10 protein-coding genes are annotated in these 13,205 nt (G+C 71.9%); 6 read left to right on the top strand and 4 right to left on the bottom strand.

Features of this window, described 5'->3' with window-relative positions; all coding sequences use genetic code 11:
- Positions 1 to 4 precede the first annotated feature (4 nt).
- Positions 5 to 1,159, bottom strand: a complete 1,155-nt coding sequence (locus tag IG05_RS0111885; protein ID WP_030341769.1) for a lipid-transfer protein — start codon at positions 1,157 to 1,159, stop codon at positions 5 to 7.
- Positions 1,160 to 1,245: 86 nt separating this feature from the next.
- Between IG05_RS0111885 and IG05_RS0111880 the strand changes: the two genes are divergently transcribed.
- Positions 1,246 to 2,829, top strand: coding sequence for a FadD3 family acyl-CoA ligase (locus IG05_RS0111880; RefSeq protein WP_030341768.1), 1,584 nt, complete (start codon positions 1,246 to 1,248; stop codon positions 2,827 to 2,829).
- A 394-nt stretch (positions 2,830 to 3,223) separates the two neighbouring features.
- Entirely contained in the window at positions 3,224 to 3,952 is a 729-nt protein-coding gene (locus tag IG05_RS0111875) for a hypothetical protein (protein WP_199808290.1), read from the top strand.
- A 451-nt stretch (positions 3,953 to 4,403) separates the two neighbouring features.
- On the opposite strand, the gene IG05_RS49155 is transcribed toward IG05_RS0111875, so the two are convergent.
- The 3 genes from IG05_RS49155 to IG05_RS0111860 all read right to left on the bottom strand — a co-directional run bounded on the left by IG05_RS49155 (position 4,404) and on the right by IG05_RS0111860 (position 8,857).
- Positions 4,404 to 5,339 (bottom strand): hypothetical protein, encoded by a 936-nt coding sequence (locus IG05_RS49155; RefSeq protein WP_037813561.1) that lies wholly within the window; start codon positions 5,337 to 5,339, stop codon positions 4,404 to 4,406.
- A gap of 162 nt (positions 5,340 to 5,501) precedes the next feature.
- Positions 5,502 to 5,687 (bottom strand): hypothetical protein, encoded by a 186-nt coding sequence (locus tag IG05_RS0111865; protein WP_030341762.1) that lies wholly within the window; start codon positions 5,685 to 5,687, stop codon positions 5,502 to 5,504.
- A 206-nt stretch (positions 5,688 to 5,893) separates the two neighbouring features.
- Positions 5,894 to 8,857, bottom strand: coding sequence for an AfsR/SARP family transcriptional regulator (locus IG05_RS0111860; RefSeq protein ID WP_030341760.1), 2,964 nt, complete (start codon positions 8,855 to 8,857; stop codon positions 5,894 to 5,896).
- A 190-nt stretch (positions 8,858 to 9,047) separates the two neighbouring features.
- Between IG05_RS0111860 and IG05_RS0111855 the strand changes: the two genes are divergently transcribed.
- The 4 genes from IG05_RS0111855 to IG05_RS0111840 all read left to right on the top strand — a co-directional run bounded on the left by IG05_RS0111855 (position 9,048) and on the right by IG05_RS0111840 (position 13,194).
- On the top strand, positions 9,048 to 10,274 hold the full coding sequence (locus IG05_RS0111855) for an amidohydrolase family protein (RefSeq protein WP_030341758.1): 1,227 nt from the start codon (positions 9,048 to 9,050) through the stop codon (positions 10,272 to 10,274).
- A gap of 5 nt (positions 10,275 to 10,279) precedes the next feature.
- On the top strand, positions 10,280 to 11,197 hold the full coding sequence (locus tag IG05_RS0111850) for a TIGR03619 family F420-dependent LLM class oxidoreductase (protein WP_030341756.1): 918 nt from the start codon (positions 10,280 to 10,282) through the stop codon (positions 11,195 to 11,197).
- Between the two features lie 9 nt (positions 11,198 to 11,206).
- Positions 11,207 to 11,977: an SDR family NAD(P)-dependent oxidoreductase gene (locus IG05_RS0111845; protein WP_030341755.1), complete on the top strand. Its 771-nt coding sequence runs from the start codon at positions 11,207 to 11,209 to the stop codon at positions 11,975 to 11,977.
- Between the two features lie 98 nt (positions 11,978 to 12,075).
- Positions 12,076 to 13,194 (top strand): LLM class flavin-dependent oxidoreductase, encoded by a 1,119-nt coding sequence (locus tag IG05_RS0111840; protein ID WP_030341753.1) that lies wholly within the window; start codon positions 12,076 to 12,078, stop codon positions 13,192 to 13,194.
- Positions 13,195 to 13,205: the final 11 nt, after the last annotated feature.

Genomic DNA, 13,205 nt, shown 5'->3' with positions numbered 1-13,205 from the left:
CGGATCAGCTCCTGAGGAGGAGGGCGGAGGTGGGGACGCCTTCACCGGCCGTGACCAGGCAGGCCGCGGCGCCCGGAACCTGGGCGGTACTGGTCCCGCGAAGCTGCTTGACGCCCTCGTTGACGAGGTTGAAGCCGTGCACGTAGGCCTCGCTCAGCCCGCCGCCGCCGGTGTTGACCGGCAGCCGCCCGCCGGTCTCCAGGGCGCCCTGCTCGGTGAAGGCGCCGCCCTCGCCGCGCGCGCAGAAGCCGTAGCCCTCCAGGGACAGCGGGACCAGCGCGGTGAACGCGTCGTAGATCTGCGCCACGTCGACGTCCTCCGGCGTGAGGTCGGCGTGCTTCCACAGGTGCCGGGCGGCGGTCCAGGCGGGGCCGGTCAGCGGGTCGTCGTTCCAGTAGTTGACCATGCCGTGGTGCTGGGCGGGCAGGCCCTGCGCGGCGGCGTGGACGTACACGGGCCGCTGCCTGCAGTCCCGGGCGCGTTCGCTGCCCACCACCACACAGGCGAGCGCGCCGTCCGTCTCCAGGCAGTTGTCGTACAGGCACAGCGGCTCGCTGATCCAGCGGGAGGTCATGTACATCTCGCGGGTCAGCGGCCGTTCGTACATCACGGCGGCCGGGTTCTGGTTGGCCCGGTTGCGGCAGGCCAGCGCGACGTTGAAGAGGTGGTCCCGCGTCACGCCGTACTCGTGCATGTACCGCCGGGCCAGCATGGCGATCTCGTCGACGGGCCGGAGCAGCCCGAAGGGCCGGGTCCACTGTCCCGGTGTCGGCAGCTGCACGGCCGTGTCGGTCCACGGCCGGGGCCCGCTGCCCCGCTTCCTCGACCGCCACGCGACCCCCACCGTGGCCTGCCCGGAGGCGATGGCGGCGGCGAGGTGCGCGACGGTCGCACAGGAACCGCCGCCCCCGTACCCGACCTTGCCGAAGAAGGTCAGGTCCCCGAACCCGACGGCCTTCGCCAGCTCCACCTCGTCGGTCGCCTCCATCGTGTAGGAGGCGAGCGCGTCCACCTCGCCGGGTGCGATGCCCGCGTCGTCGAGCGCGGCGAGCACGGCCCGGCAGGCGAGCGTCCGCTCGTCCTCGGCCAAGTGCCGGGCGAACGCGGTCTGTCCGATCCCGACGATGGCGGTGGCGTCCTTGAGCCCTGCTCCTGCCATGTACGGCCCCCTCTCCTGACAGGCCGTCAGATTACCGCTAATCTGACGGTCAGTCAGCTACCTGTGCGGCGGGGGGAGGCCGGTCCGTGACGGCGTCGTGGGAGACCATCCCGGAACTGGTGCGGTGGGCGGCCGGACGGTTCGCGGACACCGAGGCCGTGGCCGACGGCCGTACGCGGATCACCTACGCCGAACTGGGCGCCCGGATCGAGCGGGCGGCCGCGGCCTGCCTGGCCCGCGGGGTGGAGGCGGGCGACCGGGTGGCCGTCTGGGCCCCCAACACCCTGGACTGGATCACCGCGTCCCTCGGCGCGGTGTCCGCGGGCGCGGTCCTGGTACCGCTCAACACCCGCTTCAAGGGCGCGGAGGCGGCGGACGTGCTGCGCCGCAGCGGGGCGAGGCTGCTGTTCGTGACGGGAACGTTCCTGGGCACCTCCTACGTGGCGTCGCTGCGGCGAGCGGCCGGCGCCGGAACACCGGCCGCGAGGCGACCCCTCCCCGCCCTGCCCGCCCTCGACCGGGTGGTGGTCCTCTCGGACGACGCCCCGCCCGACTTCGAGACGTGGAAGGACTTCCTGGCGGCGGGCGACGGCGTGCCGCCGGGGGACGTACGGGCCCGCGCCCGTGAAGTGACCGGCTCGGCCCTCTCGGACATCGTCTTCACATCCGGTACGACGGGCCGCCCCAAGGGCGCGATGATCACCCACGGCCAGACCCTGCGCGCCTACGCGACCTGGGCGGACCTGGCCGGTCTCCGGCCGTCCGACCGCTACCTGATCGTCAACCCCTTCTTCCACACCTTCGGCTACAAGGCCGGGGTGCTCGCCTGCCTGATGCGAGGGGCCACGATGATCCCGCAGCCGGTGTTCAACGTGGACACGGCCCTGGCCAACATCGCGGCGGAACGGATCTCCGTCCTCCCGGGCCCGCCCACCCTGCACCAGCAGCTCCTGGACCACCCCGCCCGGGACGCCCACGACCTGTCGACCCTCCGCCTGGTGGTGACGGGCGCCGCGGTGGTCCCCCTCCGTCTGGTGGAACGCCTGCGCGAGGAACTCGGCGTCGGCACCGTCCTGACCGCCTACGGACTCTCGGAGGCGGCCGGCATCGTCACGATGTGCCGCCGCGGCGACGACCCGGCACTGATCGCCTCCACGTCCGGCCGCGCGATCCCCGGCACGGAGGTGAGAGTGGCCGGCCCCACCGGCACCCCCGGGGAGGTGCTGGTCCGCGGCTTCAACGTCATGCGGGGCTACTACGACGACCCCGGGGCCACCTCCGAGGCGATCACCCCGGACGGCTGGCTGCGCACGGGCGACGTGGGCGTCCTGGACGCGGCGGGCAACCTGCGCATCACGGACCGCCTGAAGGACATGTTCATCGTCGGCGGCTTCAACGCGTACCCGGCGGAGATAGAGCAGCTCCTCCTCACCCACCCCGACGTCCTGGACGCGGCGGTCGTCGGCGTCCCCGACCCCCGCCTGGGCGAGGTGGCCAAGGCCTACGTCGTCCGCCGCCCCCACTCCCACCTCACCTCGGACGACCTCATCACCTGGTCCCGCCGCGAGATGGCGAACTACAAGGTGCCGAGGTCGGTGGAGTTCGTACGGTCCCTTCCGCGCAACGCCGGCGGAAAGGTACTGAAGGGGGAGCTGAGGGGGAGGGGATGACCGGGCCCGGCGCTTCGAAGTGACCGTTGGGCCGCCCGCTTCCCGGCCAGTGTCGGGCTTCCGCGAGGTGAGTCAAGGGCGCTCCCGTTCCGCTGCGCCTCGGAACCGGTGATTGGCGGATTCGGGTCACCCCCACGGGCCCTCCCGCCGGCAGGCCTCCCCACCTCTTGGCCCAACTCCGCCAACCACCGTGCGAAGGGCCCCACACCCCAGCCCTCGCACCGAAACGAGCAGGCCGGTTCCACCTCCCCACCGCACGGACGACGTGAGCCAAGGCAAGTGGAGCAGCGAAGCAGCGGCGAGACCCGCGACGACGTCCAGCAGCGGGACATCAACCCCTCAAGGGCTACGGTGATCACCGACCTGACGAGACTCATTACGGGGGATGAGCTGCTTGAGCGCAATTTTGTTCAACATAACGACCGCGGCACTGTTGGTGCTGATGTTCCGGACGGGCGTACTGCTCGTAGGCGAGAGGACGATCCGTCGTCGTCCTGTTCCCTGGGGTGCGGTCGTCCTCACCGCCCTGGCCGTCGGCGCGGTGCTCCTCCAGAAGGCCTGGCCGGGTGCGATGGACGCACTGGACAGCGATCCACGCAGGACCGGATGGTGGCGTGTGGTGACCTCGGTGTTCATGCAGAACGGCGGAATCTTCGGTGCCCTCTGGAACATCGCCACCCTGGCAGTGGTCTCAGCGCTGGCACAGTGGTTCTGGCGCTGGCCCCTGACGCTCACGCTGTTCGCCGCCGGCATCCTACTGCCCCAGCACATCGACGCTTTGTTCGGCGAAACCGCCCGCAGCACCGACCCCCGTAATTTTGCCGGCAGCTCGGGCGCGACGTACTTCCTCGCCGCCACCCTCGCAGCGGGCCTCGTACTGACCAGCACAGCCCCCCGAGAGCGGCTGCTCGCCGTGAGCGTTCCGGCGGCCGGCCTCGCGATGTGGCTGGCCCAAGACAACGGGCACGGTCTCGTGGCCGGTTACGGATTCGCCCTCGGCTTGGCCGTCCTGCCGGTCGCCCGCCGGCTGCCGCACCGGGTCGCCCCCGATTCATCGCTGTTGGCGGCGGAGCCGTCCCGGCCGAAAGTACGGCGTGGGCGGGTGACCGTGGACCGGTCATAGCCGATGCGCCCCACGGCACAGTCCGCAAACCGGCTGCGGAGGGCGGCAACGGGGGATCTGTGGCACCAGCGCTTCGGCCCGAGCACGTACTTCGTACGGCATGTTGCACGCTAAGACGTCGTTTCCTTGAAGGAAACGACGTCTTAGCCCACCCGGCGCGCATGCGAGGCGCGACCGCGCATTCCCCCCCACCGTTCGCCGCTCAGCTCACCCGGCGTGCGTGCGAGGTGCGTTCGCGCGGCCCTTGCCGACGGCGTGAACGCGGTCGGCCTGAGGGCCCGGTACCGGCTGGGGCCACTGCCTTTCCGGGCCGCTCGCTCGCTTCTTCGCCGGGCTGGAGCGGGCCGGGTCAAGGGTGGGCCGTAGGACCATCGCCGAAGGCGACGCGGAACGCGCCCTTGAGGCGGACCGCGGAAGCCCGACACTGGCCGAGAAGCGAGCGGCCCCACGGTCACTCGGAATCGCCGGTCAGGGAAACCAGCGTGGCCCTGATCTCCGCGATCATGTACGCGGGCCGCCGGAAGACGTCCTCGGCGCTGAAGCGGAGGAGGCCGCGGATCTCGGGGCAGCGGAGGAGCTGGTTGAAACGGTGGACGTCCCGGCGGTGGGCTTCACGGGTGCCGTGGTAGGCGTACCCCTCGATCTCCACCCCGAGCCCTGCCGCCCGGAAGAGGAAGTCGACGACGCGGCGACTGCCGTCCGGCGTGCGCAGCTCCGCCTGGCTCTCGGGGTGCAGACCGGCGTCGTACATGCGCAGTCGGGCAACCGTCTCGGCAGGGGAGCCGGCGAGCGGATCGGTCATCCGGAGCCACTCCCGGGCCCGGGCCGACCCCAGCGAAGCCTTCCCCAGCGCGGTGGCGATCTCCTCTTTCCGGACCAGCGGTGCGCGTCGGACCCGCCCGACCCTGCGGTACGTGAGGGCGGAGTCGACGGCGACGACCGCCTCGTCCCTGGGACCGCGGCGGAGGAGGTCGGCGCAGGTGCGGGTCGGGGTGGTGAGCCGTAGCCCCTGCCTCTCCACCACGTCACCTCCACCGAGCGTCATCCGGTGCACGCGCACGCCCCTGCCCAGCCGGTGCATGCTGAGGTGCGGGTCGATGAAGTCCAGCAGTGCCTGGCGGTCACCGCCGAGCAACTCGACCCGCCAGAGAGCAGCCGCCGAACCATGGCTCACGACGAGCTGCGGTACGCGGAGCTGGACGGCCCTGAGGTGGGTGAACAGGTCCGGATCGCGCCCCGGTTCGGCCCAGGCGCCGTGCCGGAGCTGCTTCCAGCCTTCCCCGCGCAGCACCCGCGTCAGGCTGCGCCTGGGCCAGCCGGCCTCGACGGCACGTGAGGTGAGGAGGACGCCTCTGTCCGCCAGCGCCCTCAAGTCGGTCCGCTCCACACGGGCAAGATCGCAGAGATCGTCCCCCGCCGCTTGCCCTGTGGATAACCGGGCGGGGTGGGACGGGGCCGGACTTCCACGGGGATCTGGTCCCGAACACACCTCGGCCGCGACGGCTCCCCCTCCGCGCCGCCGCGGCCGATCCCCCGTCGGGGCGGTGGCTTACTTGTTGCCCAGGTCCAGGGCCGGCGGGACGGGCGCGTGGTTCTCCAGGGTGGTGATCTGCTCGTCGGCCGACGGTGCGGGCTTCTGGGTGCTCGGCTTCGGGTCCTCCTGGAGAGCCGGCGGAACGGGAGCGTGGTTCTCCATCGTGGTGACGTCCGTCGTCTGCTTCTCGGTGTTGCTCATGTTCAGGCTCCCCCTGGGAGTGGTGATCACGTGAGTCAGGCGCCTCTGTCCGGCGATTCCCCCGAGTATCGCCGGACAGAAGCACTCGGTTGGAGCCCTCCCCCCGGTGGGCTCGGTCCGACCCGGTCGTCCCCCGACGCGATGGGCCGTTGCATCGACACTGCCAGGTCGTCATAAACGTTCGATGAACGTCGACGACAGCCGGCTCAGGGAGCCTCCAGCGGCGCCAGCAGTCCTCGCACCTCGGCGGCCTCCGGCGCCCCCGATTGTTCCAGTAGGAGGAGGGCCTCCTGCCAGCAGGTCCGTGCCCTGTCCGACTGGCCCAGAGCGTGAAGGCTCTTGCCGAGCGTGCTCAACACGCCTCCGCGAATCAGATCACCGCCGATGAAACCGATGGCCAGAGCCTGTTCGGCGTGCTGCGCCGCCTGAGCCGGGCGGTCGGCAGTCAGATGCAACTGTGCGATACGGAAGTGCGTCGTTCCTTCCCACAGCCGCTGCCTGTTGGTGCCGAACATGACCAGCGCTTCCGACAGTTGTTCCAGTCCCTCGGCATGCCGGCCGGCCCGGATCAGTGCGACCCCCAGCGCATAACGGCCGTTGGCGAGGCGCAGGGTCATGCCGAGTTGCTGAAAGATGTCGACACCCTGCTGGGCCAGGCTCACGGCCTCGGAGGTGCGGTTCATGCGCTCGTAGAGCCGCGACAGGTTGCATAGCGAGTTGGCCTCACCGGGCCGGTTGCCGTCGGCTCGGTAACCGTTCTTGGCGGTGGTGAGGAACTTCTCGGCTTCTTCGTAGCGGCCCTGACTGAGCGCGATGATCCCCCGGTCGGTGGAGGCCCAGCTGATGGGGGCCGCATCTCCCGCCGCGGAGGCGAGCGCGACGGCGTGCCGAGCCTCCTCGTCAGCCTCGGAGTACCGTCCGGCTGCCAGGTGGACGTTGGAAAGGGCCGTTCTGGCCCGGCTTTCGGCACGTACGTCGGCGTCCTTCTGCGCGGCGTCCCGCAGAGTCCTGGCCGCGATTTCGTACTGCTTGGCGTTCGCTCCCGATTCCGCCAGGTCCTTGGCGGCCCACAACAGATCGACGGCTCGGCCGAGCCCGCTTCCGGTGCTTTGCTGACTCGCACAAGCCAACAGGCACTGTGCCTCCGCGAAGAGCCAGTCGAGCGCCTCGGGCCGTGCGGTGAAGGAAAGGCCCTTGTACGACGTCGGCGTCAAGTGGGCGACAGTCCGGTCACCCGGTCGCTCAATGGCATAAACCCGCGCCGCCGTAGCCAGATAGAAGTCCAGCAACCGCGACATCGCCGCCTCCCGGTCGCTCGGCGGCCACTCGTCCCTCTCCGCGCAGGCTCGGGCGTACAGGCGGACCAGGTCGTGGAAGCGGTAGCGGCCGGGGGCCGCCGATTCGAGCAGCGACGTGTCGACCAGGGACTCCAGCAGGTCCTCGGTGTCCTCCGGGGGGAGGTCCAGGACCGCTGCCGCGGCGGCCAGGGAGATGTCGGGGCCGTCGGCCAGGCCGAGGAGGCGGAAGGCGCGGGCCTGGGCGGGTTCCAGCTGGCCGTAGCCCAGTTCGAAGGTGGCCTTGACCGCCAGGTCGCCGGCCTGGAGTTCGTCCAGGCGGCGGCGTTCGTCGGCCAGCTTGGCCGCCAGGACCGAGACCGTCCAGGTGCGGCGCGCCGCCAGGCGGGACGCCGCGATGCGGATGGCCAGGGGGAGGAAGCCGCAGGCGGCCACCACGTCCAGGGCCGCCTCGCGTTCCGCCGCCACCCGTTCCTCGCCCACGATCCTGGTGAACAGGGACAGGGCCTCGTCCGGGGACATGACGTCGAGGTCGACCAGGTGGGCGCCGGCGAGGTCGAGCATGCGGACGCGGGAGGTGACGAGGGCGGCGCAGCCCTCCGTGCCGGGCAGCAGCGGCCGTACCTGGGCCGCGTCCTTCGCGTTGTCCAGCAGGAGCAGGACCCGGCGGCCGTCCAGCACCGAGCGGTAGAGGGCCGAGCGTTCCTCCAGGGAGTCGGGGATGGCCGTGTCCGGCGTGCCCAGGGCTCGCAGGAAGGAGCCCAGGACGGTCTCCGGTTCCGCCGGGCGGGGGCCGGTGCCCTGGAGGTCGACGTACAGCTGGCCGTCCGGGAACGCGCCCCGCGCCCGGTGGGCGACGTGCACCGCCAGGGTGGTCTTGCCCACGCCGCCGATGCCGGCCAGGGCCGAGACCGCCATCACCCGGCCCTCCGCCTCGGACGCCGAGGACAGCACCTCGCTCAGTTCCGACACGAAGGAGGAGCGGCCGGTGAAGTCGGGGACGGAGGCGGGCAGCTGTGCCGGGCGGACCGGGTTCGCGGTGGGCTCCGTCGCCGGGGCCGGGGGTTCCGCCAGGGCCGGGTCCGCCTGGAGGATGCGCTGCTGGAGCTCGCTCAGGCCGGGGCGCGGGTCCACGCCCAGTTCCTCGGCGAGCAGGCGGCGCGTGTCGGCGTACACCGCCAGGGCCTCCGCCTGGCGGCCGCTGCGGTACAGGGCCAGCATCAGCAGTTCGCGGAGCCGTTCCCGGAGGGGGTGCGCCGCCGTCAGGGCGGTCAGCTCGGAGACCGCCTCGGCGTGGCCGCCCTGTTCCAGATCCAGGTCCAGGCGGGTCTCCAGCAGGCCGAGGCGCCACTCCTCCAGGCGGGCCCGCTGGGCCTCGGCGTAGGGGCCGGGGACGCCGGCCAGGGTCTCGCCGTCCCAGCGCGCCAGGGCCTGGTTCAGCAGGCCACGGGCCCGGCCCAGGTCACCGGTCCCGCGGGACTTCTCCGCCTCGGCCGCCAGGTCCTGCGCGACCGCCAGGTCCAGGGCGCCCTCGCCCAAGCCGCGGACGGCGTAGCCGCCGGACTCGCTGGCCAGGACGCCGGGGTCGAGGATCTTGCGGAGCCGGGAGGCGTAGGTGCGGACCGCCGCGAGGGCCTGGGACGGCGGTTCGGATCCCCACAGCGCGTCGATCAGCTCGGCCGCCGTGGCCGTACGGCCCTCCCGCAGCAGCAGTGCGGCCAGCAGGGCGCGCTGCTGCGGGGAGCCCGTGGGGAGCGCCTCCTCGCCGCGCCAGGCCCGCACCGGTCCGAGCACGCCGAAGCGCAGCGGGCCGGGCTCCGCGACGGGACCGGACCCGGCACGCCGCTGCTCGGGTACTCGCGGCCCACCGTCCATGCGTTCGCCCCCCTCGGCATCACGAACAACCCCGTCAGTTTGCCTTGTAACGGGCGGTTGCGTCAGCCGTGGGAGACGCCGATCACAGAGGGCCGCACCTGGGTGCACGAAGCCCTCACAACCTCTCCGCATGCCGGCCGCCGGACACCGATAGCTGACGGACCGTCAGATCGGCGCTACGGTGCACGCTATGGAGACCACACAGTTCCCGCTGATCATCTCCGTCGACGACCACACCGTCGAGCCCGCCGGCGTGTGGCAGGACCGCCTGCCGAGGAAGTACCGGGAGGCCGGCCCCCGGATCGTGCGCGCCCCGCTGAAGGAGATGAGCTTCCTGGGCGGGCGGTTCAAGCCCGTCATGGGCACCCCGGGCTCCGACGAGGGGCCGCTCGGCGACTGGTGGGTGTACGAGGACCTGCACCGGCCGCTCACCCGCCTGGACACCGCCGTCGGGTGCGCCAGGGACGAGGTCAGGCTGGAGGTGATCACGTACGAGCAGATGCGGCCGGGATCGTACGACGTGCCCGCCCGGCTCGCCGACATGGACGTCAACCACGTGCAGTCCGCCGTCTGCTTCCCCACCTTCCCCCGCTTCTGCGGGCAGACCTTCACCGAGGCCGCCGACAAGGAGCTGGCCCTGCTGTGCGTGCGCGCCTACAACGACTGGATGGTGGAGGAGTGGTGCGGGCCCGGGGCGCACGGGCGGCTGGTGCCGCTCACGCTCGTCCCCCTGTGGGACGCGGAACTGGCCGCGCGGGAGGTGCGGCGCAACGCCGCACGGGGCGTCCGGGCCGTCGCCTTCTCCGAGATACCCCCGCACCTGGGCCTGCCGTCCGTGCACACCGACGACTGGGACCCCTTCCTCGCCGCCTGCGACGAGACCGGCACCGTCGTCGCCATGCACATCGGCTCGTCGAGCCGGATGCCGTCCACCTCCGCCGACGCGCCGCCCGCCGTCGGGTCCACGATCACCTTCGCCAACTGCTGCTTCTCGATGGTCGACTGGCTGATGAGCGGCAAGTTCGAGCGCTTCCCGAACCTCCGGGTCATGTACGCGGAGGGGCAGATCGGCTGGATCCCGTACATCCTTGAGCGCGCCGACGTGGTCTGGGAGGAGAACCGCGGGTGGGGCGGGGTCGCCGACAAGGTGCGCCGGCCGCCGTCCGAGCTGTTCGCCGGGCACGTGTTCGGCTGCTTCTTCGACGACGCGTTCGGGCTGAGGAACCTCGACGCCATCGGGGTCGGCAACGTCCTGTACGAGACGGACTACCCGCACTCCGACTCGACCTGGCCGAAGTCCCGCGAGGTCGGCGAGGCCCAGATGGGACATCTGCCGGCCGGCGTGGTCGAGCGGATCGTCCGGGGCAACGCCATCGAGCTGCTCGGGCTCACCCCGGAGGGGCTGTGGCGGGGGTGAGTGCCCTGGCGTACGGCATCCAGCTGCCCGTGCAGTCGCAGAGCACCCTCTACACCGAGCCGTGGGAGACCGCGGCCGGGCCGCAGGACCTGGTCGCCGTGGCGCGGGCGGCCGACGCGGCGGGGTTCGCGTACGTCGCCTGCTGCGACCACGTGGCCGTCCCGCGCCGCCTCGCCCCGGCCATGAGCACCGTCTGGTACGACCCCGTGGCCACCCTCGCCCACCTCGCCGCCGTCACCGAGCGGGTGCGGCTGCTCAGCCACGTGGCCGTCGTCGGGCTCCGGCACCCGCTCCTGACCGCCAAGCAGTACGCCACCCTCGACCACCTCTCCGGCGGGCGGCTGCTCCTCGGGGTCGGGGCCGGGCACGTACGGGAGGAGTTCGAGGCCCTCCGGGTGGACTTCGAGCGGCGCGGGGCCGTGCTGGACGAGGCGATGGACGCGCTGCGCGCCGCCCTGGGGCCCGACGAGTTCCCCGAGCACCACGGAAAGCACTACGACTTCGCCGGCCTGGGGCAGCGGCCCCGGCCCGCCCAGCCGCACGTGCCGTTCTGGGTCGGCGGCTCCTCGCCGGCCGCCGTCCGCCGGGCCGCGCTGAAGGGCGACGGCTGGCTCCCGCAGGGGGACCCGCGCGACCGGCTGCCGGGGCGGATCGCCCGGATCCGGCGGCTGCGCGAGGAGGCCGGGCTCGCCGGGCCGTACACCGTCGGCGCCCTCACCGAACCGCTGTACGTCGGCCGGCCCGGCTGGGACGTGGGGCGGCGCACGCTCGCCGGGGCACCGGAGGAGATCGCCGCGTCGCTGCGGGCGTACCGCGCGATGGGCGTGGACCAGATCCAGGTGCGGTTCCGCAGCCGGAGCCGGGCCGAACTCATCGAGCAGATCCGCTGTTTCGGGGCGGAGGTCGCGCCCCGGCTGGACTGAGGAGACGGTATGGGCAAGCTGGACGGGCGGGTCGTCCTCGTCACCGGGGCGGCGCGCGGTCAGGGCGAGCAGGAGGCGCGGCTGTTCCGGGCGGAGGGCGCGCGGGTGGCCGTCACCGATGTGCTGGACGACCGCGGGGAGGCGCTCGCCAAGGAGATAGGGGCGCTGTACGTCCACCTGGACGTGGGCACGGAGGACGGCTGGCGGGAGGCCGTCGGGGCCGTCAAGGAGGCGTACGGGCGGATCGACGGGCTGGTCAACAACGCGGGCATCCTGCGCTTCAACGCCCTGGTGGACACCCCGCTGGACGAGTTCATGCAGGTCGTGCAGGTCAACCAGGTCGGCTGCTTCCTGGGGATGAAGGCGGTGGCACCGGAGATGGCCGACGGGGGCACGATCGTGAACACCGCCTCCTACACGGCCCTGACCGGCATGGCGGCGGTGGGCACGTACGCCGCCACCAAGCACGCGGTGCTCGGGCTGACCCGGGTGGCCGCGCTGGAGCTGGCGGGCCGGCGGATCCGGGTCAACGCCATCTGTCCGGGCGCCGTCGACACCGCGATGGCGAACCCGGCCCGGCTGGACCCGGACGCCGACCCCGAGGAGATGAGCCGGGCCCTGGACGAGCTGTACCGCAGGCTCGTGCCGCTCGGCCGGATCGGCCGGCCGGAGGAGGTGGCGCGGCTCGCCCTCTTCCTCACCTCGGACGACTCCTCGTACATCACCGGGCAGCCGTTCGTGATCGACGGCGGCTGGCTGGCGGGCGTCGGCGTCATCTGACGGTCCGTCGGCTATTGACGGTCGCGGCGGCCGGTGCGACAGTCGGCCGACACACACAACTGACGGATCGTCAGATACGGTGAGGACGGTGAACCGCCGTGGAATTCGGGCTCTTCGTACAGGGATACGTGGGCAAGCGCGCCGAGACCGACCCGCTGGCCGAGCACAAGGCGCTGATGGAGGAGACCGAGTACGTCATCCAGGCGGACAAGTCAGGCTTCAAGTACGCCTGGGCCTCCGAGCACCACTTCCTGGAGGAGTACTCGCACCTGTCCGCCAACGACGTGTTCCTGGGCTATCTGGCGCACGCCACCGAGCGCATCCACCTCGGCTCCGGGATCTTCAACCCGCTCGCCCAGGTCAACCACCCGGTGAAGGTCGCCGAGAAGGTCGCCATGCTCGACCACCTCAGCGAGGGCCGCTTCGAGTTCGGCAGCGGACGCGGCGCCGGCTCGCACGAGATCCTCGGGTTCATACCGGGAGTCACCGACATGAACTTCACGAAGGAGATCTGGGAGGAGACCATCGCCGAGTTCCCCAAGATGTGGCTCCAGGACGAGTACGCCGGCTTCCAGGGCAAGCACTGGCAGCTGCCGCCGCGCAAGGTCCTGCCGAAGCCGTACGGCGCCTCGCACCCGGCGATGTGGTACGCGGCCGGGTCCCCGCCGTCGTACGCCATGGCCGCGAAGAAGGGCCTCGGCGTGCTCGGCTTCAGCATCCAGAAGGTCTCCGACATGGAATGGGTGCTGGAGCAGTACAAGACGGCGATCGTGGACGCGGAGCCGGTGGGGGACTTCGTCAACGACAACGTGATGGTCACGACGACCGCCATCTGCGCGCCCACCCACGCGGAGGCGATCGAGACCGCCGTGCGCGGCGGCCTGCACTACCTGCCCTCCCTCGTCTTCCGGTACCACGACACCTTCCCGCGCCCCGAGGGCTTCCCGGTGTGGCCCGAGACGCTGCCCCCGTACACCCCCGAGTTCGTGGAGCTGCTGATCGAGGAGGAGCTGCTGATCTGCGGGGACCCGGACGAGGTGCTGCGCCAGTGCAAGCGGTGGGAGCAGGCCGGGGCCGACCAGCTGAGCTTCGGGCTGCCGGTGGGGGTGCCGAAGGAGGAGACGCTGCGGACGATCCGGCTCATCGGCGAGCACGTGATCCCGAAGATCGACACGGACCCGGTGCACCGGACCACCCGGTTCCGGCAGGCTGTGTAAGGGGGGCCCGG

Source organism: Streptomyces sp. NRRL S-1022 (genome assembly GCF_000720135.1).
In the GTDB taxonomy this organism is placed as follows: Bacteria; Actinomycetota; Actinomycetes; order Streptomycetales; family Streptomycetaceae; genus Streptomyces.
The sequence above is the reverse complement of the archived record's forward strand: the minus strand, read 5'-3'. Positions and strand labels throughout refer to the sequence as shown.

Bases quoted from the DNA above. Each gene is read 5' to 3' on its own strand.
- IG05_RS0111855 (WP_030341758.1), top strand. From the start codon at position 9,048: ATGGAGACCACACAGTTCCCGCTGATCATCTCCGTCGACGACCACACC.
- IG05_RS0111860 (WP_030341760.1), bottom strand. From the start codon at position 8,857: ATGGACGGTGGGCCGCGAGTACCCGAGCAGCGGCGTGCCGGGTCCGGT.
- IG05_RS0111845 (WP_030341755.1), top strand. From the start codon at position 11,207: ATGGGCAAGCTGGACGGGCGGGTCGTCCTCGTCACCGGGGCGGCGCGC.
- IG05_RS0111865 (WP_030341762.1), bottom strand. From the start codon at position 5,687: ATGAGCAACACCGAGAAGCAGACGACGGACGTCACCACGATGGAGAAC.
- IG05_RS0111885 (WP_030341769.1), bottom strand. From the start codon at position 1,159: ATGGCAGGAGCAGGGCTCAAGGACGCCACCGCCATCGTCGGGATCGGA.